Origin of the sequence: Pseudomonas sp. GV085 (assembly GCF_003050925.1) — a bacterium.
Classification (GTDB): Bacteria; Pseudomonadota; Gammaproteobacteria; order Pseudomonadales; family Pseudomonadaceae; genus Aquipseudomonas.
In genome coordinates, this window is the sequence record NZ_QAOV01000004.1 from 168,484 (window position 1) to 188,709 (window position 20,226).

Consider the following 20,226-nt stretch of genomic DNA (forward strand, 5'->3'; position numbering starts at 1 on the left):
GCTCGCTCCTACAGGAGATGTTGGTTGTCAGTTACTTACCGCCACTGCCCGCAACGCTCTCACCACCCCGCGTCAGGTAATAGGCACCAAGAATCGGCAGCATGGTCACGATCATCACCAGCATCGCCACGACGTTGGTTACCGGCACGTCCCGTGGGCGGCTGAGCTGGTTGAGCAGCCACAACGGCAGGGTGCGTTCATGGCCGGCGGTGAAGGTGGTGACGATGATTTCGTCGAACGACAGGGCAAATGCCAGCATGCCGCCGGCCAGTAACGCCGAGCCGAGGTTCGGCAGGATGATGTAGCGGAAGGTCTGCCAGCCGTCGGCGCCAAGGTCCATCGAGGCTTCGATCAAGCTGTGGGAGGTACGACGCAAGCGGGCGATGACGTTGTTGTAGACGATCACCACACAGAAGGTCGCGTGGCCGACGATGATGGTGAACATCCCCGGTTCGATTCCCAGCGTCTTGAAGGTCGCCAGCAGCGCGATCCCGGTGATGATCCCCGGCAGGGCAATCGGCAGTATCAGCATCAGCGAGATGCCTTGCTTGCCGAAGAAATCCCGGCGGTACAGCGCGGCCGAGGCCAATGTGCCGAGGACCATGGCGATCAGAGTGGCAATCGAGGCGATCTGCAACGACAGCTTGATCGCTTCCAGCACGTCCGGCCGCGAGAACGCCACGCCGATCCACTTCCAGGTGAAACCCTTGGGCGGAAAGCTGAACGCCGCGTCTTCGGTGTTGAAGGCGTACAGGAAGATGATCAGGATCGGGAAGTGCAGGAACAGCAACCCGCCCCATGCGGCAATGCGCAGGCCGAGAGAGGCTTTGTCCCCCTGCTTTTCTGAATTAGAGTGCATCGAAGGCCCCCAGTCGTTTGACGATGGACAGGTAGATGGCGATCAGCACGATCGGCACCAGGGTGAAGGCGGCGGCCATCGGCATGTTGCCGATCGCGCCTTGCTGGGCATACACCATGCTGCCGACGAAGTAGCCGGGCGGGCCCACCAGTTGCGGCACGATGAAGTCGCCCAGGGTCAGCGAGAAGGTGAAGATGGAACCTGCGGCAATGCCCGGGATCGACAGCGGCAGGATCACTTGCATGAAGGTCTGGCTTGGCCTGGCGCCCAGGTCGGCGGAGGCTTGCAGCAGCGACGGCGGCAGGCGCTCCAGCGAGGCCTGGATCGGCAGGATCATGAACGGCAGCCAGATGTAGACGAACACCATGAAGCGCCCCAGGTGCGAGGTCGACAAGGTACTGCCGCCAACCCCCGGAATACCCAGCACGAACTGCAGGACCGGTTCCAGCCCCAGGTGCTGCACGAACCACTGCGCCACGCCACCCTTGGCCAGCAGCAGCGTCCAGGCGTAGGCCTTGACGATGTAACTGGCCCACATCGGCATCATCACCGCGATGTAGAAAAACGCCTTGGTCTTGCCCGTGGTGTAGCGCGCCATGTAGTAGGCAATCGGGAACGCGACGATGGCGCTGGCCATCGACACGACGACGGCCATGCCCAGAGTGCGCAGGATGATGTCGAAGTTCGATGGCTGGAACAGCGCGGTGAAGTTGGCCAGGGTCAGGTCGGGGGTAACCGCCATGGTGAAGTCATCGAAGGTGTAGAAACCCTGCCACAGCAGCACCAGCAATGAGCCCAGGTAGATCGCGCCGAACCACAGCAGCGGTGGCACCAGCAGCATCGACAGGTACAGGTTTGGCCGGCGATACAGCAGGCTTGAGAACCGGCGCAACGGCGAGCTGCCCGACCGGGTTTGGGAGATAGCCAGGGTGTTCATCTCACACCCCGCCCGCAACGGTGTCGTGTAATGTGATCATGGCTTCACGCGCCCAACGAGCACTGATGCGCTGGCCGGTCTGGTGTTGTGCGCTGGTGTCCAGCCATTGGTTGTTGGCCTTGCTGATGTTCAGGGTCTGGCCGTTTTCCAGTTTCAGTTCGTAGCGGGTGGCACTGCCCTGGTACTGGATATCGTGGAGCAAGCCAGTGACTTCGATTTCGTGGCTGGCCAGCGGGCCTTCGGCGAAACGCACATGCTCCGGGCGAATCGAAAACGGCTGCGGGTTGCCACTCAACTGCCTGGCCAGGTCGCCACGAATCACGTTGGAGGTGCCAACGAATTCCGCCACGAAGGTGGTGACCGGTTTCATGTACAGGTTGCGCGGGCTGTCGACTTGTTCGATGCGGCCTTTGTTGAACACGGCCACGCGGTCGGACATCGACAGTGCTTCGGTCTGGTCGTGGGTGACGAAAATGAACGTGATGCCGAGCTGGCGTTGCAGCTTCTTCAGCTCGCCCTGCATTTGCTCGCGCAGTTTCAGGTCGAGGGCACCGAGGGGTTCGTCGAGCAGCAGCACCCGTGGACGGTTGACCAGGGCGCGGGCCAGGGCCACACGCTGGCGCTGGCCACCGGAGAGCTGCACAGGCTTGCGGTCGCCGTAGCCGCCGAGGGCGACCATCTCCAGGGATTCTTCGGCGCGCCTGAGGCGCTCGGCCTTGCCGATGCCTTTGACTTTCAAGCCGTAGGCGACGTTGTCGCGCACGTTCATGTGCGGGAACAGCGCGTAATCCTGGAACACGGTGTTCACGTCGCGCTGGTACGGCGGCAGGCCGGCGGCCTCTTCGCCATGAATGCGGATGGAACCTGCGCTCGGTTGTTCAAAACCGGCGATCAGGCGCAAACAGGTGGTCTTGCCCGAGCCGGAAGGCCCCAGCATGGAGAAGAACTCGCCGTCCTGGATGTCGATGGAAACCCGGTCTACGGCTTTCACTTCGCCGAACTGACGGGAGACGTTGGTGAACTGGACTGCAAGCGTCATGGTGCGGTGCTCCAAAAAGGCGACGGCCGTCGCAGCGGCCCTGCCTGGACTTCTGAAAAACGGGGATTCTGTTGTAGGAGCGAGCTTGCTCGCGAAAAACGCCTGGTCGACACGTTCATTGAGGATGCCCGCGTGATCGTTAACGACCTTCGCGAGCAAGCTCGCTCCTACAGGGAGGTCTGCTTTAACGACCGCCCATGATTGCGATGTAATCCTGGGTCCAGCGGCTGTACGGCACGAACTTGCCGCCTTCAGCCTGCGGGGTTTTCCAGAAGGCGATCTTGTCGAACTGATCGAAACCGTTGGTCTTGCAGCCTTCGGCGCCGAGCAGTTCACTGCCCTGGCACGCCGCCGGAACCGCTGGCAGCGAGCCGAACCACGCCGCTACGTCGCCCTGGACTTTCGGTTGCAGCGACCAGTCCATCCACTTGTAGGCGCAGTTCGGGTGCTTGGCCTCGGCATGCATCATGGTGGTGTCGGCCCAACCGGTGGCGCCTTCTTTCGGGATGGTCGAGGCGATCGGCTGCTTCTCGTTCATCAGGCCGTTGACCTGATACGGCCACGCGCCGGAGGCGACCACGCCTTCGTTCTTGAAGTCGCTCATCTGTACCGTGGTGTCGTGCCAGTAGCGGTGTATCAACGGCTGCTGGGCGCGCAGCAGGTCGAGCACGGCTTTGTACTGGGCCTCGGTCAGTTCGTAGGGGTTCTGGATACCCAGTTCCGGCTTGGCGGTCTTCAGGTACAGCGCCGCGTCGGCGATGTAGATCGGGCCGTCATAGGCCTGCACGCGGCCCTTGTTCGGCTTGCCGTCCGGCAGGTCTTGCGCATTGAACAGCACGCCCCAGCTGGTGGGCGCGGTCTTGAATACGTTGGTGTTGTACATCAACACGTTCGGGCCCCACTGATACGGGGCGCCGTAGGTCTGCTTGTTGACCACGTACCAGGGGCCATCCTTGAGGCGCGGGTCGAGGTTTTTCCAGTTCGGGATCAACGCGGTGTTGATCGGCTGCACACGCTTGCCGACGATCAGGCGCAGGGAGGCATCTCCGGACGCCGTCACCAGGTCGTAACCGCCCTTGGCCATCAGGCTGACCATTTCATCGGAGGTGGCGGCGGTCTTGACGTTGACCTTGCAGCCGGTTTCCTTCTCGAAACCGGTGACCCAGTCGTAGGCCTTGTCGCTCTCGCCACGTTCGATGTAGCCAGGCCAGGCCACAATATCCAGTTGGCCTTCGCCCGCCCCGACAGCTTTGAGCGGCTCGGCGGCCTGGACGCTGGCGCTGGCGAGCAGTGCGGTGGTGATTGCACTGAACAGTGCGGTCTTGTGCACGAACATGGGAATTCCCTCTTCTTTAATTATGGTCGGGGCAGTTTTTGAACGTGGTTTCAACGTTGTAAACACAGTCCTGTAGGAGCCGTGCGGTGCCTTCACTGGCGCCTTCGCTGGCAAGCCAGCTCCTACAAGGGGCACGGTGTTGTGACGTTTCAACATCAATGCCTTTACGGCTAATTGTTAGCGTAGTGCTCTTTTATAAATGCTCGCCATGGCGGGCCATGATGTGCCGCACCACGCTGTAGTCCTGAAGCGAATCGCTGGACAGGTCCTTGCCATAGCCCGAGCGCTTCAGGCCGCCATGGGGCATTTCGCTGACCAGCATGAAATGGCTGTTGATCCAGGTGCAGCCGTACTGCAAGCGCGCCGCGACCTGCATGGCCTTGTCGAGGTTCTGGGTCCAGACCGACGAAGCCAGGCCGTATTCCGAATCGTTGGCCCAGTCCACCGCTTGTTCCAGCTCATCGAAGCGAGTCACGGTAACTACCGGCCCGAACACCTCGCGCTGGACGATTTCATCGCCTTGTCTGCAGCCGGCCAACAGGGTCGGCTGGTAATAGAATCCGGCGCCGGAATGCACGGCTGCGCCGGTCACCCGCTCGATGTGCTGCTGGCCGAGTGCGCGCTCGACAAAACTGGCCACGCGGTCGCGCTGGCGGGTGCTGATCAGCGGGCCGATTTCGTTGTCGGCGTCGCGTTTGCCGGCGAAGCGCAGGCTGCTGACGGCCGCGCCGAGCTCGGCCACCAAACGGTCATGAATCCCGGCCTGGGCGTAAATCCGGCAAGCGGCGGTGCAATCCTGGCCAGCGTTGTAATAGCCGTAAGTGCGCACGCCTTCGACCACGGCCTGAATGTCGGCATCGTTGCAGACGATCACCGGGGCCTTGCCGCCGAGTTCGAGGTGGGTGCGTTTGAGGGTTTTGGCGGCGGCTTGAAGAATTTTCTGGCCAGTGACGATATCGCCGGTCAGCGACACCATGCGCACTTTAGGGTGGCTCACCAGGTGGCTGCCGACGCCTTCACCACCACCACAAACGATGTTGATCACACCCCGTGGCAGGATCTCGGCCAGCGCTGGCGCCAGGGCCAGGATCGACAGCGGCGTGTGTTCCGACGGCTTGAACACCAGGGTGTTGCCGGCGGCGAGGGCCGGGGCGATTTTCCACGCGGCCATCATGATCGGGTAGTTCCACGGCGCAATCGACGCCACGACCCCGATAGGATCGCGACGGACCATGCTGGTGTAGCCCGGCAGGTATTCGCCGCTGAGCTGGCCGGTCTGGCAACGCACGGCACCGGCGAAGAAGCGGAAAACGTCGACCGTGGCATTCAGGTCATCCTGACGGGCCAGGTGCAACGGTTTGCCGCAGTTCATGGATTCGAGGCGGGCCAGCAGGTCGGCGTTTTTTTCGATGGAGTTGGCGATTTCCAGCAGCAGGTTCGAGCGTTGCTGTGGCGTGGTGCGCGACCACCCGGCAAAGGCTCGGTGGGCAGCGAGGATGGCGGCTTCGACTTGCTCGGTGCTGGCTTCGGCGATCCGGGTCAGGACTTCCCCGGTGGCAGGGTTGAGAATCGGCTCGACGCAGCCTTGACCGGCGACTAATTCACCATCGATCAATAATGCGGTGAACAACGGGGTCTGCGCGCCAGCCATTTTTCGTGTTCTCGTTCTTTGTGTGGCTTGTTGTGTAGACATGGCAGCGCTCCCTGTGACTGGGGCCCGGCCGTCTTTATTGGATGCAACAAGACTAGAGCGCGGACCCGAGGTCGACAAATTCTAAATACTGAAGGTGGCGTTCGATTAAATAGATGGCTTGCGCCCGCCGTGGGGTTGTTCGCGGGCGACTGTGAGGAACGGGTCGACCAGCGCCGGCCGCGCGGTGCCGCGACGCCAGGCCAGGCCGACATCCAGGGTCTGGCTGAGGTCGGCAATCGGGCGGGCTTCAATGATGTCGCCCTCCAGTGACCACGGGCGATACGTCATGTCGGGCTGGATCGAAACGCCCAGCCCGGCGGCCACCAGGCTGCGCACCGCTTCGGTCGAGGCCGTGCGCAGGGTGATGCGCGGTTGCAGCGAGGCTGCCGACCACATGCGCTGGGCATTGCGGTCCATTTCATCGACGTTCAGCTGAATCAATGGCTCGAGGGCCACGTCGGCGAGGTTGATGCTGTCGTGCTCCAGCAGCGGGTGCTGGGCCGGCAGCCATAGACGGTGCGGCGAGTGGGTCAGCACTTCGGTCTGCAGGGCATGGCGGTCTTCGAGGTTGGACAGGACCAGCACGCCGACATCGATCTCGCCGCTGACCAGCAAATGCTCGATATACGGGCGTTCGTCCTCCATCACGCGGATTTCCACGTTGGGGTAGGCCCGCTGGAAACGGGTGAGCAAATCCGCCAGGTAATAACCGGCGACCAGACTGGTCACTCCGACGATCAACTGCCCGGCGACCTGGTCGGTGCTCTGTTGCAGGCTGCGCTTGGCGTTATCCACGGTGGCCAGGATCAAGTGCGCCTGACGCAGGAATTGATGCCCCTGGTGGGTCAGGGTCATGCCCTTGGCGTGCCGACTGAACAGGCTGACGCCGATTTCCTCTTCCAGTTGCTGGATCGCCAGGGTCAGGGTCGACTGGGAAATGAACGCGGTTTGCGCGGCGGCCGAGATCGAGCCGGTCTCGGCCACGGCGATGAAATGACGGATCTGACGCAAGGTCATCATGGGAAAGCACCCGGTGGGCTGTTTTTATCGATTGGCCAGAGTGTATATCTTTTTTTCTGATGGGCCGGGCCAGGCGGCAATGCGCGGATCGAGGCAATGCAACATCTGGAAGCACTCTCGCCCCCGGGGCGTGGGCACTTTCATTTTAGGCTGGTGGCCTTGGTTTCAGGTTAAACGTCTTGTGGAGGTGGCAAATGAACACCCGTGGATTGCTCGATCAACTACTCAAGTCCGGCCAGGACCTGTTGCAGAACAAGGCCGGTAGCTCACCGCAAAAGGGCGCGAGCGGTGGCACCGGTGCCCTCGGCGGTTTGCTCAGCGGCGCGAGTGGCGGGGCATTGGCGGCAGGCGCCATGGGTTTGCTGCTCGGCAGCAAAAAGGCCCGTAAAGTCGGGGGCAAGGTCGCGGTCTACGGCGGTCTCGCCGCGTTGGGCGTGCTGGCCTATAAAGCCTACGGCAACTGGCAGGCGCAGCAGGGCGTTGCGGCCGGTACGGAGCCGCAAACCCTGAACCGCGTACCGGCCGCGCAAGTGGAGTCGCACAGTCAGGCGATTCTCAAGGCGCTGGTGGCTGCGGCCAAGGCTGACGGTCATGTCGATGAGCGTGAGCGAGCCTTGATCGAAGGCGAGTTCAGCCGGCTCGACAGCGACCAGGAACTGCAACGCTGGCTGCACGCCGAGCTCAACAAGCCGCTGGACCCGAGCGATGTCGCCCGCGCCGCCCACTCCCCGGAAATCGCCGCCGAAATGTACATCGCCAGCGTGATGATGGTGGACGAGGAAAACTTCATGGAGAAGGCCTACCTCGATGAGCTGGCGCGGCAGCTCGAGCTGGAGCCGGGGTTGAAAGCCGAGCTTGAGAAGCAGGTTCGCCAGGCTTCCCGGTAAGCACATAAATATCGTAGGAGCTGGCAAGCCAGCTCCTACAGGTTTACTCGACTCGCCAATCTCGGGATTTGTGTACGACGCTGGTCATTGCAGCCACCCGACACCTCGCACGGCCAATCCACGGTCGGCTTCTGCACTTACGTCACTGGCTACTTCTACCCGATCTGATAGAGAGTCCCTGACCCGATCCGGGAAGGGGGGCGTAACCGTCTTATTTATGAAACACCGCCCTCAGCTATACTCCCCCGCATTTCGTATCAACCCCGAGGAATGACTGTGAAGAACTGGACGTTGCGCCAACGCATTTTGGCGAGCTTTGCGGTAATTATCACCATCATGTTGCTGATGGTGGTCGTCTCGTATTCCCGGCTGTTGACGATCGAAAACAGCGAGGCCAGCGTGCGTGAGGACGCTCTGCCAGGGTTGTATTACAGTTCGATGATTCGTGGCGCGTGGTCCGACAGCTATGTACGCATTCAGGCCATGCTCGGCCTGGAGGAAGGGCAGGGCTTCGATGCCGAGGATGCTGCGAACTTCAAGGGCTTCGCTGAGCGGTTGAAAGAGCAAATGGAGCTCTACCGTGCAACGATGGGCGACGAAGAAGACAGGGTCGATTTCGCAGCGTTCGAAAAACTTCATGAGGACTACCACCGGATTCTGGCCGCGGTGATCGAGTTGCATAAACGCAACCAAAACGCCGAGGCCGTCAAAATGTTCAGCGGTGAACTGACCCCGACCTGGATAGCAGGTCGAATGAAGATCAATGACATCCTGCATCATAACAAGAGCGTGGCGGACACAGAAATCGCGGCCATTGATGATGCGGTGGTCACCGCCAAAGTCATCATGGGCATTTCCCTGGTGATCGCGGTGCTGGCCGCCGCCCTCTGCGGCCTGTTGTTGATGCGCGCCATCATGGCGCCGATGAACCGCATCGTGAAAATCCTCGAAATCATGCGCACTGGCGACCTCAGCAGCCGCCTGAATCTGGAGCGCAAGGACGAGTTCGGCGCGGTAGAGACCGGCTTCAACGACATGATGACCGAGCTCACGTCCCTGGTGTCCCAGGCCCAGCGTTCGTCGGTGCAGGTGACCACGTCGGTCACTGAAATTGCCGCCACCTCCAAGCAGCAGCAAGCGACCGCCACTGAAACCGCCGCCACCACCACGGAAATCGGTGCGACCTCCCGTGAGATCGCCGCCACTTCCCGGGATCTGGTGCGCACCATGACCGAGGTCTCCACCGCCGCCGATCAGGCTTCCGTGGCCGCCGGCTCCGGGCAACAGGGCCTGGCGCGCATGGAGGAAACCATGCACTCGGTGATGGGCGCGGCCGATCTGGTCAACGCCAAACTGGCGATCCTCAACGAGAAGGCCGGCAACATCAATCAGGTGGTGGTGACCATCGTCAAGGTCGCCGACCAGACCAACCTGTTGTCGCTCAACGCCGCCATCGAAGCCGAGAAGGCCGGTGAGTACGGGCGCGGGTTTGCCGTGGTCGCCACCGAAGTGCGGCGCCTGGCGGACCAGACGGCGGTGGCCACTTACGACATCGAACAAATGGTGCGCGAGATCCAGTCGGCGGTATCGGCCGGGGTCATGGGCATGGACAAGTTCTCCGAGGAAGTGCGTCGCGGCATGTCCGAGGTGCAGCAGGTCGGCGAGCAGTTGTCGCAGATCATCCATCAGGTTCAGGCGCTGGCGCCGCGGGTGCTGATGGTCAACGAAGGCATGCAGGCCCAGGCTACCGGCGCCGAGCAGATCAACCATGCGCTGGTGCAGTTGGGCGATGCCAGCAGCCAGACCGTCGAGTCTCTGCGTCAGGCCAGTTTCGCCATCGATGAGCTGAGCCAGGTGGCCGTCGGGCTGCGCAGCGGCGTTTCGCGATTCAAAGTCTGATGAGCGAAATCACGGCCAAACGCTCTGCCGTGAAACGGGCGCTGCATGCATTGTTTCTGGTGTTCCGCATCGGCAGCGAGCGCTATGCGTTGCAAGCCGTCGAGGTGGCGGAAGTGCTGCCGCGCCTGCCCTTGAAGCCCATTCCCCATGTCCCCGCCTGGGTCGCCGGGGTGTTCGCCTATCGGGGCGCCGTGGTGCCGGTGATCGACTTGAGCGCACTGACGTTCGGTACGCCTGCACAGGCCCGTACCAGCACGCGACTGGTGCTGGTCAACTATCGCCCGGATGAAACTACCGAAGCACAGTTGCTCGGATTGATTCTGGAACAGGCGACCGACACCTTGCGCTGCGATCCAGCGGATTTTCAGCCCTACGGCCTGGAAAATCGGCACGCGCCTTACCTGGGGCCGGTGCGCAAGGACGAGCAGGGCTTGCTGCAATGGGTACGGGTCAGCGATCTACTGGACGAACAGGTCCGCGCCTTGCTGTTTCCCTCGCCGCCACTGGATCCGGCACTGCTGGAGGAGCGGTCATGAGCAGCGATCAGCGCTTTTTCGACTTCCTCAAAGAGCGTATCGGACTCGACGTGACCTCGGTGGGTCCGGCAATCATCGAACGAGCGGTACGCCAGCGCAGCATTGCGGCGCAAGCACCCTCGGCCGATGAATACTGGCGCATCTTGCAGGACTCGCGGGACGAACAGCAGGCGTTGATCGAAGCGGTGATCGTTCCGGAAACCTGGTTCTTCCGTTATCCGGAATCCTTCGCCACCCTGGCGAAGCTGGCGAGCAAACGTCTGGCCGAGATCAATAACTTGCGCGCACTGCGGATTCTCAGTCTGCCGTGCTCTACCGGTGAAGAACCCTATTCCATCGCCATGGCGTTGCTCGATGCCGGGCTCAAGCCACACCAGTTCAAGGTCGACGGCATGGACGTCAGCCCATTGTCAGTGGAAAAAGCCCGGCGGGCTTTGTATGGCAAGAACTCCTTTCGGGGTGATGACATTGCGTTTCGCGACCGTCATTTCATCGATGAAGGCGAGAGCTATCGCCTCGATCAGAGGGTGCTTGAGCAAGTGCGTTTGCAGGTCGGCAATCTGCTGGATCCGGCCTTGCTGGCCGGTGAGCCGCCATTCGATTTCGTGTTTTGTCGCAACCTGCTGATCTATTTCGACCAGCCGACCCAGAAGCAAGTCTTCGAAGTGCTCAAGCGCCTGACCCACGTTGACGGCGTGCTGTTTATCGGTCCGGCCGAAGGCGGTCTGCTGGGGCGTTTGGGAATGCGCTCGATCGGTATCGCGCAGTCCTTCGCGTTCAGTCGACAGGGGACGCCGGACCCTGATCCCTTGCCGGCATTCGTTCCAGCGCCATTGCCAGTGCTGCAACCGTTGCGCAATCCATCGCCTGTGCCAATGCCAGTGCGCAGCCGTCCATTCGCCAGTGTTGTGCCGCTGGCTTCTGCGCCGAAAACGTCTGGCACCGATACGGCCGTGCTGCTGGCGAACATCGCCGCGCAGGCCAATGCAGGCAAAAGTGCCGAGGCGAGGGCTGCTTGTGAAAGCTATTTGCGCAGTCATGAGCCGGTAGCCCAGGTGTTCTATTGGCTGGGACTGCTCAGCGATGTAGCCGGAAACGTCCTCGAAGCCCAGGGCTTTTATCGCAAGGCGTTGTACCTCGAACCGCAACATCCCGAAGCGTTGATGCACCTGGCTGCATTGCTGCAGGCCCAGGGCGACGTGGCGGGAGCCAGGCGATTGCAGGTACGTGCCGCCCGTAGCGCACGCACCACCGACAGTGAGCGTAAACGATGATCGCCTCCGACACCTTTAGCGTCACACGGGATGCCCAGGCCATCGACGACTGCTGGAACCGCATCGGTATCCACGGTGACAAGTCCTGCCCATTGCTGGTCGAGCATATTCATTGCCGCAATTGTGCGGTGTATTCGGCGGCCGCCACACGCTTGCTCGATCGCTATGCGTTGCAGCAGGAGGATCGCGGGCCAGTGTCCGTCACGGTCGAGAGCGAGGTGAAAACCCGCTCGTTGTTGATGTTCCGTCTGGGTGAAGAATGGCTGGGCCTGGTCACGCGCAGTCTGGTCGAGGTGGCGCCGCTGCAGGCGATTCACTCCTTGCCGCACCAGCGCTCCCGAGCCTTGCTCGGCGTGGCGAATGTGCGCGGCGCGTTGGTCGCCTGCCTGTCACTGGTGGAACTGCTCGGCCTCGACGGCACCAGCAACGTCGCACCCGGCACGCGGGTCATGCCGCGCATGCTGATCATCGCGGCCCACGGCGGACCAGTGGTGGTGCCGGTGGACGAAGTCGACGGGATTCACGCCATCGACGAGCACGTCCTCGATACCGCATCGCGTTCGGGTGCGCAAGCCAGCGCCAAATACACCCGTGGCGTCTTGCAATTCAAAGGTCGCAGCCTGCGTTGGCTGGATGAAGAACAGCTGCTGTCCGCCGTGACCCGGAGCCTCTCATGACCCCCGAGCAAATGCGCGACGCCTCTTTGCTGGAGCTGTTCAGCCTGGAGGCCGAAGCCCAGACCCTGGTCTTGAGTGTCGGCCTGCTGGCGCTTGAGCGCGACCCGACCCTGGCCGATCAACTTGAATCGTGCATGCGCGCGGCGCACTCGCTCAAGGGAGCGGCGCGGATCGTTGGCGTCGATGCCGGGGTCAGCGTTGCCCATGTGATGGAAGATTGCCTGGTCAGTGCCCAGGAAGGGCGCCTGGTGCTGCGTCCGGGGCACATCGATGCGTTGTTGCAAGGCACCGATTTGCTGATGCGCATTGCCACGCCAGGCAGCACGCCGGGGGACGCGGACATCGACGCCTATGTGGCATTGATGGCGCGGTTACTGGACCCGACGGCGCCGTTGATCGCGCCAGCAGAACCGCTGATGGCCGAACTTCAACTCGAAGCACCCGCGCCCAAGGTCGAGTCGCCGGCGTCTGCCGACGAGCCGCCATCGGCGCCAGCCCCGCGCAAGACCACACGCACCACCGAAAACGGCGAACGTGTGCTGCGTGTCACCGCCGAGCGCCTGAACAGCCTGCTCGATCTGTCGAGCAAATCCCTGGTGGAAACCCTGCGGCTCAAACCGCACCTTGCGACCATGCAGCGCCTCAAGCGCATGCAGAGCAACAGCCTGCGTGCACTGGAAAGTCTCAACGTGCATCTCAAGGATCACGCCTTGAGCCTGGAGGCCCGGGAAGCCCTTGAGGATGCGCGCCGCTTGCTCGCGCAATCCCAGCAATTGCTCATGGAAAAGAACACCGAACTCGATGAGTTCGCTTGGCATGCCAGCCAGCGGGCACAGGTGTTATACGACACGGCGCTGGCCTGTCGCATGCGGCCGTTTGCCGATGTGCTGACCGGTCAGGTGCGTATGGTCCGTGATCTGGGGCGCGATCTGGGCAAGCAGGTGCGACTGGAGATTGAGGGTGAGAAGACTCAGGTTGATCGCGACGTGCTGGAAAAACTTGAAGCGCCGCTGACTCACTTGTTGCGCAATGCGGTCGACCACGGCATTGAAACCCCGGAACAACGCCTGCTGGCGGGCAAGCCGGCTGAAGGTTTGATTCGCCTGCGTGCGTCCCATCAGGCCGGTTTGCTGGTGCTTGAATTGAGCGATGACGGCAATGGCGTGGACCTGGAAAAGGTCCGTCGCAGCATCGTTGAACGAAGTTTGTCGCCCGCGCAAACCGCTGCTCAGTTGAGCGAAGAGGAGTTGCTGACATTCCTGTTCCTGCCCGGTTTCAGTCTGCGCGACACGGTCACCGAGGTGTCCGGTCGCGGCGTTGGCCTGGATGCGGTGCAGCACATGGTCCGGCAGTTGCGCGGCGCGGTGGTGCTGGAGCAGACGGCGGGCGAGGGCAGTCGTTTCCACCTCGAGGTGCCGCTGACCCTGTCGGTGGTGCGCAGCCTCGTGGTGGAAGTCGGCGACGAAGCCTATGCCTTTCCGCTGGCGCATATCGAGCGCATGTGCGACCTGGAGCCGGCGGATATCGTGCAGGTCGAAGGTCGCCAGCATTTCTGGCACGAAGGCCGGCATGTCGGCCTGGTGGCGGCCAGCCAATTGTTGCAACGCCCGGCCAGCCAGAACAACGGGCAAACCCTGAGCGTCGTGGTGATTCGCGAGCGCGATGCGATCTACGGCGTGGCAGTGGAGCGGTTTATCGGTGAGCGGACATTGGTGGTGTTGCCGCTGGATGAGCGTCTGGGCAAGGTGCAGGACATTTCCGCCGGGGCCTTGCTCGACGACGGTTCGGTGGTGCTGATCATCGATGTCGAAGACATGCTGCGTTCGGTGGATAAATTGCTCAACACCGGGCGTCTGGAGCGCATTGCCCGTCGCAGCGATCAGGTGGTCGAGGCGGCCCGCAAACGAATTCTGGTGGTGGATGATTCCCTGACCGTGCGAGAGTTGCAGCGCAAGCTGTTGCTCAATCGCGGCTACGACGTGACGGTTGCGGTGGACGGCATGGACGGCTGGAACGCGCTGCGTTCGGAGGATTTCGATCTGCTGATCACCGACATCGATATGCCGCGCATGGACGGCATCGAACTGGTCACGCTGCTGCGTCGGGACAATCGCCTGCAATCGCTGCCGGTGATGGTGGTGTCCTACAAGGATCGTGAAGAGGACCGGCGCCGTGGACTGGATGCCGGGGCCGACTATTATCTAGCCAAGGCCAGTTTTCATGACGACGCCTTGCTCGATGCAGTGGTCGAGCTCATCGGAGGAGCACGAGCATGAGGATCGCAATCGTCAATGACATGCCCATGGCGGTGGAGGCCCTGCGCCGCGCTCTGGCATTCGAGCCGGCCCACGAGGTGGTCTGGGTCGCCGGCAATGGTGCCGAGGCGGTGCGCCAGTGTGCGCAGGACACGCCGGACCTGATTCTGATGGACCTGATCATGCCGGTGATGGATGGCGTCGAGGCCACGCGGCGGATCATGGCCGAGACCCCGTGTGCCATCGTCATCGTCACCGTGGATCGCCAGCAGAACGTGCACCGTGTGTTCGAGGCCATGGGCCACGGTGCGCTGGACGTGGTCGACACCCCGGCCATCGGCACCGGCAATGCCCAGGAAGCGGCCGCGCCGTTGTTGCGCAAGATCCTCAACATCAGCTGGCTGATCGGCGACAAGGGCAACCTTCCGCGACCGACGCCGGCACCGTTGCGCAGTTCGGGCTCACGCCAGCGCCTGATCGCCATTGGCTCATCCGCCGGTGGGCCGGCAGCGCTGGAAGTCTTGCTCAAAGGGCTGCCGCGTGATTTCTCTCCGGCCATCGTGCTGGTGCAGCACGTTGACCAGGTGTTTGCCGCCGGTATGGCTGAATGGCTCAGCAGCGCCAGCGGCCTCAATGTGCGCCTGGCCGAGAACGGCGAGCCGCCGCAAAGCGGCACGGTAATGCTGGCCGGCACCAATCACCATATTCGCTTGCTGAAAAACGGCACGCTGGCCTACACCGCCGAGCCGGTCAACGAGATCTACCGGCCCTCCATCGATGTGTTCTTCGAGAGCGTGGCCAGTTACTGGAACGGTGACGCCATAGGGGTTTTGCTCACCGGCATGGGGCGTGATGGCGCCCAGGGGCTTAAACTCATGCGCCAACAGGGCTTCCTGACCATCGCACAAGACCAAGGCAGCAGTGCGGTGTACGGCATGCCGAAGGCGGCCGCGGCCATCGACGCTGCCGTGGAGATTCGCCCGCTGGACAAGATAGCGCCACGATTGCTGGAGATTTTCGCCAAATGAGCACTTTTGCCCTCATTCCTGGCTCAGGTAGTACTCAGGTGACCGCACATGACTGAATTACAGCTCGACGACTTCAAGACCGACGAAAACGCCGCCATGGTGTTGCTGGTGGACGATCAGGCCATGATCGGCGAAGCCGTGCGCCGCGGTTTGGCGAACGAAGAGAATATCGATTTCCACTTCTGCGCCGACCCGCACCAGGCCATCGCCCACGCGGTGCGCATCAAGCCGACGGTGATTCTTCAAGACCTGGTGATGCCGGGGCTGGACGGTCTGAGCCTGGTACGTGAATACCGCAATCACCCGGCGACCAAGGACATTCCGATCATCGTCCTGTCGACCAAGGAAGACCCGTTGATCAAGAGCGCGGCTTTCGCGGCCGGGGCCAACGATTACCTGGTCAAGCTGCCGGACAACATCGAGCTGGTTGCGCGCATCCGCTATCACTCGCGCTCCTACATGACCCTGCTGCAACGGGACGCGGCGTACCGCGCGTTGCGGGTCAGCCAGCAGCAACTGCTCGACACCAACCTGGTGCTGCAACGCCTGATGAATTCCGATGGCCTGACCGGGTTGTCGAACCGTCGGCATTTCGATGAATACATGGAACTGGAATGGCGCCGTTCGCTGCGTGAGCAGAGCCAGTTGTCGTTGCTGATGATCGATGTGGATTACTTCAAGGCTTATAACGACAGCTTCGGCCACCTGGAAGGCGATGAAGCCCTGCGCAAGGTCGCCGCGGCGATCAAGGACGCCAGTGCCCGGCCTTCGGACCTGCCGGCCCGCTACGGCGGCGAAGAGTTCGCCCTGGTGCTGCCCAACACCTCCCAGGGCGGTGCACGGCTGGTGGCGGAAAAGCTGCGCATGACCGTGGCCGCCCTGAAGATCCCACATAACTCGCCCACCGAAGGTTCGAGCCTGACCATCAGTATCGGCCTGTCGACCATCACCCCGAAAACAGGCAGCAATTGCCGCGACCTGATCCTGGCGGCGGACAAGGGGCTGTATTCGGCGAAGAACAATGGGCGTAATCAGGTGGGGGTAGGGTGACGGTACAACGCTCCGTAGCGCTGTAGCAGCTGCGGAGCCCGCGAGGCTGCGTCCGAAGACGAAGTCCTCGCAAACCTTGTGCATGAAGTTTGACTAAAGAAGCTTGTTGCATGATTTACGAATATTTTTGTACGGATAGTCGCTTCATGTAATTGTTAGTTGGCAGGTTTGTTTTTTTTGGGTTTTAAGGTATGTTTGTCAGCAGTTTATGGGTGGTGTCCTTGGTTGGCATAATGTCTTTTCTGGATCTGATTAAAGAGTGACAGTGGCAATCAGTCCAGTGGCGCCAAGGATGAAACCAATTAGAGCCCCTCTTTCTGGTAGCTCCCTCATCATTGCATATATCACTATGGGCTCAAGGATTAGTAGAAGTGTCAGGGAGGCTACGGTCACTATCCATATGTTTCCAGTAGCCTGATACCCAAGCCAGTAGGCAAAAATCAGGCTTATTCCGGCAAGGCTGATTAATGCTATGGGCTTTAGGAATGCTAATGGGGTTTCCAGTGGATGATCCGGAAGCTTTGAGGCGTAGACTTCGCTATAAATCGTTAGTATCTCACCAAAAATCATAAGTATTAACGCAGCGGCCATATAATAGTGGTTTTTCATTGTTGGCCTTTTAATTGTTGTGAGCTTTGAAGTTGTATTTTTTATGAGATGCTATTCGGCTGTGTGTGCTGCCTAGTTATAGGGGGGGTAGGTGGATTGCGCAATTGCTATTCAAGTAGGAAGGGTCTGTTATTTATGACATTAATTTCCTACAGCTCGGGCGATTTACTCGGTCGGCGGCGGACAACTGGAGACGCTCGCGGTAATTGGGCGCGGTAAAATGGCCGGAGAGCATTCGGTCTGCATGGAAGGAGCATTGGATGTGGCGTAATCGGCGGTAAGCCATTGGCAACATGTGGCAGGTGGCCGCTGACTGAAACCATTCGCCGGTAAACCCGCCATGCGGGCTGCCGGGACCGCTTGATTACGGTATACTCGCCGGCTTTCAAAAGTTCGCCAACGAGTGCTGCCCGTCATGGAAATCAACCCGATCCTGAACACCATCAAGGACCTGTCCGAGCGCTCCGAAACTATTCGGGGGTATCTTTGACTACGATCAAAAGCATGAGCGTCTGACCGAAGTCAATCGCGAGCTTGAAGATCCGGCTGTCTGGAACAAACCTGAATACGCCCAGGAACTGGGCCGCGAGCGCGCTGCGCTGGCGCAGATCGTCGATACCCTGGACGAATTGAACACCGGTCTGGCCGATTGCCGTGACCTGCTGGACATGGCCGTTGAAGAGAACGACGAAGGCGCAGTGGGCGATGTCGTCGCCGAGCTGGCCCGTCTCGAGGAAAACCTCGCCAAGCTTGAATTCCGCCGCATGTTCAGCCATGAAATGGATCCGAACAACGCCTACCTGGACATCCAGGCCGGTTCCGGCGGCACCGAAGCCCAGGACTGGGCCAACATCCTGCTGCGCATGTACCTGCGCTGGGCCGACAAGCGCGGTTTCGACGCGACCATCATGGAGCTGTCGGCCGGTGAAGTCGCCGGGATCAAGGGCGCGACCGTGCACATCAAGGGCGAATACGCGTTTGGCTGGTTGCGGACCGAGATCGGCGTGCACCGTCTGGTGCGCAAGAGCCCGTTCGACTCCGGCAACCGTCGCCACACCTCGTTCTCCGCAGTGTTCGTCTCCCCAGAGATCGACGACAAGGTGGAAATCGAAATCAACCCGGCAGACCTGCGGATCGACACCTATCGTTCCTCCGGTGCCGGTGGTCAGCACGTAAACACCACCGACTCGGCCGTACGTATCACCCACGTACCGACCAATACCGTGGTCAGCTGCCAGAACGAACGTTCCCAGCACGCCAACAAAGACACCGCGATGAAAATGTTGCGGGCGCGCTTGTACGAGCAGGAAATACAGAAACGCAACGCGGCGTCCCAGGCGCTGGAAGACACCAAGTCCGATATCGGCTGGGGTCACCAGATCCGTTCGTACGTGCTCGATGCCTCGCGGATCAAGGATCTGCGCACCAACATCGAACGCAGCGACTGTGACAAGGTGCTCGATGGCGACATCGACGAATACCTGGAAGCGAGCCTGAAATCGGGGCTGTAATACACTGACACACCGCGCCCCCCTGTAGGAGCCGGCTTGCCGGCGATCCCCGGCCGCAGGCCGGGGACAACGAACCAGATGGAATATTTAAAGACATGAGCGACCTAGAACTCGACCCGCAAGCCCTGCAACAGGAAGAAAACTCCCTGATCGCCCTGCGCAAGGAAAAGCTTGCTGCCGAGCGCGCCAAGGGCAATGCCTTCCCCAACGACTTCCGCCGCGAAAACTACTGCGAGCAACTGCAGAAACAGTACGCGGACAAGACCAAGGAAGAGCTGGCAGAAGCGGCGATCCCGGTCAAGGTTGCCGGTCGTATCATGCTCAACCGTGGCTCGTTCATGGTGATCCAGGACATGACCGGGCGAATCCAGGTCTACGTCAACCGCAAGACCCTGTCCGAAGAAACCCTGGCCGCGGTGAAAACCTGGGACATGGGCGACATCATCGCAGCCGAAGGCACCCTGGCCCGTTCCGGCAAGGGCGACCTGTACGTTGAAATGACCAGCGTGCGCCTGCTGACCAAATCCCTGCGTCCGCTGCCGGACAAGCACCACGGCCTGACCGACACCGAACAGCGTTACCGCCAGCGCTACGTTGACTTGATCGTCAACGAAGACGTGCGCCAGACTTTCCGCGTGCGTTCGCAAGTCATCGCCCACATCCGCAGCTTCCTGATGAAGCGTGACTTCCTGGAAGTGGAAACGCCGATGCTGCAGACCATTCCTGGCGGCGCGGCAGCCAAGCCGTTCGAAACCCACCACAATGCGCTGGACATGGGCATGTTCCTGCGTATCGCGCCGGAGCTGTACCTCAAGCGCCTGGTTGTTGGCGGGTTCGAGAAAGTGTTCGAGATCAACCGCAACTTCCGTAACGAAGGCGTTTCGACTCGTCACAACCCTGAATTCACCATGTTGGAGTTCTACCAGGCCTACGCCGACTACGAAGACAACATGGACCTGACCGAAGAACTGTTCCGCGAACTGGCTCAGCTGGTTCTGGGCAGCACCGACGTGCCGTACGGCGACAAGGTGTTCCACTTCGGCGAGCCGTTCGTGCGTCTGTCGGTGTTCGACTCGATCCTCAAGTACAACCCTGAGCTGACCGCTGACGACCTGAACGACATCGACAAGGCTCGCGCCATCGCCAAGAAAGCCGGGGCCAAGGTGCTGGGCTTCGAAGGTCTGGGCAAGCTGCAAGTGATGATTTTCGAAGAACTGGTCGAGCACAAGCTGGAGCAGCCGCACTTCATTACCCAGTACCCGTTCGAAGTGTCGCCGCTGGCCCGTCGTAACGACGAGAACCCGAACGTCACCGACCGTTTCGAGCTGTTCATCGGTGGTCGTGAAATCGCCAACGCCTACTCCGAGTTGAACGACGCGGAAGACCAGGCCGAGCGCTTCATGGCACAGGTGGCCGACAAGGACGCCGGCGACGACGAAGCCATGCACTACGACGCCGACTTCGTTCGTGCGCTGGAGTACGGCATGCCGCCAACGGCGGGTGAAGGTATCGGTATCGACCGTCTGGTGATGTTGCTGACCAACTCCCCATCGATCCGCGACGTGATCCTGTTCCCGCACATGCGGCCGCAAGCGTAAGTGTTTCAATTAAAAAAC

At 61.1% G+C, this 20,226-nt stretch carries 17 protein-coding genes; 10 read left to right on the forward strand and 7 right to left on the reverse strand.

Translation table 11 applies throughout. The annotated features are described in order from the left end of the window. Positions 1 to 31: 31 nt before the first annotated feature. From C8K63_RS10285 to C8K63_RS10310, 6 genes are all read right to left on the reverse strand, one after another. Positions 32 to 859, reverse strand: a complete 828-nt coding sequence (locus tag C8K63_RS10285; RefSeq protein WP_108216604.1) for an ABC transporter permease — start codon at positions 857 to 859, stop codon at positions 32 to 34. Beyond that, positions 849 to 1,796: an ABC transporter permease gene (locus tag C8K63_RS10290; protein WP_108216605.1), complete on the reverse strand. Its 948-nt coding sequence runs from the start codon at positions 1,794 to 1,796 to the stop codon at positions 849 to 851. The genes C8K63_RS10285 and C8K63_RS10290 overlap by 11 nt, the downstream gene beginning before the upstream one ends. A gap of 1 nt (position 1,797) precedes the next feature. Next, positions 1,798 to 2,835 (reverse strand): ABC transporter ATP-binding protein, encoded by a 1,038-nt coding sequence (locus C8K63_RS10295; protein ID WP_108216606.1) that lies wholly within the window; start codon positions 2,833 to 2,835, stop codon positions 1,798 to 1,800. A gap of 184 nt (positions 2,836 to 3,019) precedes the next feature. Further along, positions 3,020 to 4,171, reverse strand: coding sequence for a putative ABC transporter substrate-binding protein YdcS (ydcS, locus tag C8K63_RS10300; RefSeq protein ID WP_108216607.1), 1,152 nt, complete (start codon positions 4,169 to 4,171; stop codon positions 3,020 to 3,022). A gap of 193 nt (positions 4,172 to 4,364) precedes the next feature. Beyond that, a complete protein-coding gene (locus tag C8K63_RS10305; protein WP_256594926.1) occupies positions 4,365 to 5,822 on the reverse strand; it encodes a gamma-aminobutyraldehyde dehydrogenase in 1,458 nt (485 codons plus the stop codon). 147 nt (positions 5,823 to 5,969) lie between these two features. Then, positions 5,970 to 6,884 (reverse strand): LysR family transcriptional regulator, encoded by a 915-nt coding sequence (locus C8K63_RS10310; protein WP_108216609.1) that lies wholly within the window; start codon positions 6,882 to 6,884, stop codon positions 5,970 to 5,972. Positions 6,885 to 7,078: 194 nt separating this feature from the next. On the opposite strand from C8K63_RS10310, the gene C8K63_RS10315 reads away from it, so the two are divergent. The 8 genes from C8K63_RS10315 to C8K63_RS10350 all read left to right on the forward strand — a co-directional run bounded on the left by C8K63_RS10315 (position 7,079) and on the right by C8K63_RS10350 (position 16,490). Beyond that, positions 7,079 to 7,771, forward strand: coding sequence for a tellurite resistance TerB family protein (locus tag C8K63_RS10315; RefSeq protein WP_108216610.1), 693 nt, complete (start codon positions 7,079 to 7,081; stop codon positions 7,769 to 7,771). 276 nt (positions 7,772 to 8,047) lie between these two features. After that, positions 8,048 to 9,670 carry a methyl-accepting chemotaxis protein gene (locus tag C8K63_RS10320; protein WP_108216611.1) on the forward strand — a complete coding sequence of 541 codons (1,623 nt, stop codon included), beginning with the start codon at positions 8,048 to 8,050 and terminating at the stop codon, positions 9,668 to 9,670. Continuing rightward, entirely contained in the window at positions 9,670 to 10,206 is a 537-nt protein-coding gene (locus C8K63_RS10325; protein ID WP_108216612.1) for a chemotaxis protein CheW, read from the forward strand. Before C8K63_RS10320 ends, C8K63_RS10325 begins: the two co-directional genes overlap by 1 nt. Further along, positions 10,203 to 11,480, forward strand: coding sequence for a protein-glutamate O-methyltransferase CheR (locus tag C8K63_RS10330; RefSeq protein ID WP_108216613.1), 1,278 nt, complete (start codon positions 10,203 to 10,205; stop codon positions 11,478 to 11,480). The genes C8K63_RS10325 and C8K63_RS10330 overlap by 4 nt, the downstream gene beginning before the upstream one ends. Continuing rightward, positions 11,477 to 12,157 carry a chemotaxis protein CheW gene (locus C8K63_RS10335; protein ID WP_108216614.1) on the forward strand — a complete coding sequence of 227 codons (681 nt, stop codon included), beginning with the start codon at positions 11,477 to 11,479 and terminating at the stop codon, positions 12,155 to 12,157. Before C8K63_RS10330 ends, C8K63_RS10335 begins: the two co-directional genes overlap by 4 nt. Continuing rightward, positions 12,154 to 14,433 (forward strand): hybrid sensor histidine kinase/response regulator, encoded by a 2,280-nt coding sequence (locus tag C8K63_RS10340; RefSeq protein WP_108216615.1) that lies wholly within the window; start codon positions 12,154 to 12,156, stop codon positions 14,431 to 14,433. Before C8K63_RS10335 ends, C8K63_RS10340 begins: the two co-directional genes overlap by 4 nt. Next, positions 14,430 to 15,440: a chemotaxis response regulator protein-glutamate methylesterase gene (locus C8K63_RS10345; RefSeq protein ID WP_108216616.1), complete on the forward strand. Its 1,011-nt coding sequence runs from the start codon at positions 14,430 to 14,432 to the stop codon at positions 15,438 to 15,440. Before C8K63_RS10340 ends, C8K63_RS10345 begins: the two co-directional genes overlap by 4 nt. Positions 15,441 to 15,488: 48 nt before the next feature. Continuing rightward, entirely contained in the window at positions 15,489 to 16,490 is a 1,002-nt protein-coding gene (locus tag C8K63_RS10350) for a PleD family two-component system response regulator (RefSeq protein WP_108216617.1), read from the forward strand. A gap of 252 nt (positions 16,491 to 16,742) precedes the next feature. Here the strand turns inward: C8K63_RS10350 and C8K63_RS10355 are convergent, their stop codons facing one another. Next, the gene (locus tag C8K63_RS10355) at positions 16,743 to 17,099 is read right to left on the reverse strand and encodes a hypothetical protein (protein ID WP_371920752.1); all 357 of its coding nucleotides are present in this window, start codon (positions 17,097 to 17,099) and stop codon (positions 16,743 to 16,745) included. A gap of 415 nt (positions 17,100 to 17,514) precedes the next feature. On the opposite strand from C8K63_RS10355, the gene prfB reads away from it, so the two are divergent. Next, positions 17,515 to 18,610 (forward strand): peptide chain release factor 2 gene (gene prfB, locus C8K63_RS10360; RefSeq protein ID WP_108216619.1). Its coding sequence is split into 2 segments (ribosomal slippage): positions 17,515 to 17,586 and positions 17,588 to 18,610, totalling 1,095 coding nucleotides; the frame shifts between segments, so codons are not numbered across the junction. A 95-nt stretch (positions 18,611 to 18,705) separates the two neighbouring features. Beyond that, positions 18,706 to 20,208: a lysine--tRNA ligase gene (lysS, locus tag C8K63_RS10365; RefSeq protein ID WP_008019605.1), complete on the forward strand. Its 1,503-nt coding sequence runs from the start codon at positions 18,706 to 18,708 to the stop codon at positions 20,206 to 20,208. Positions 20,209 to 20,226: the final 18 nt, after the last annotated feature.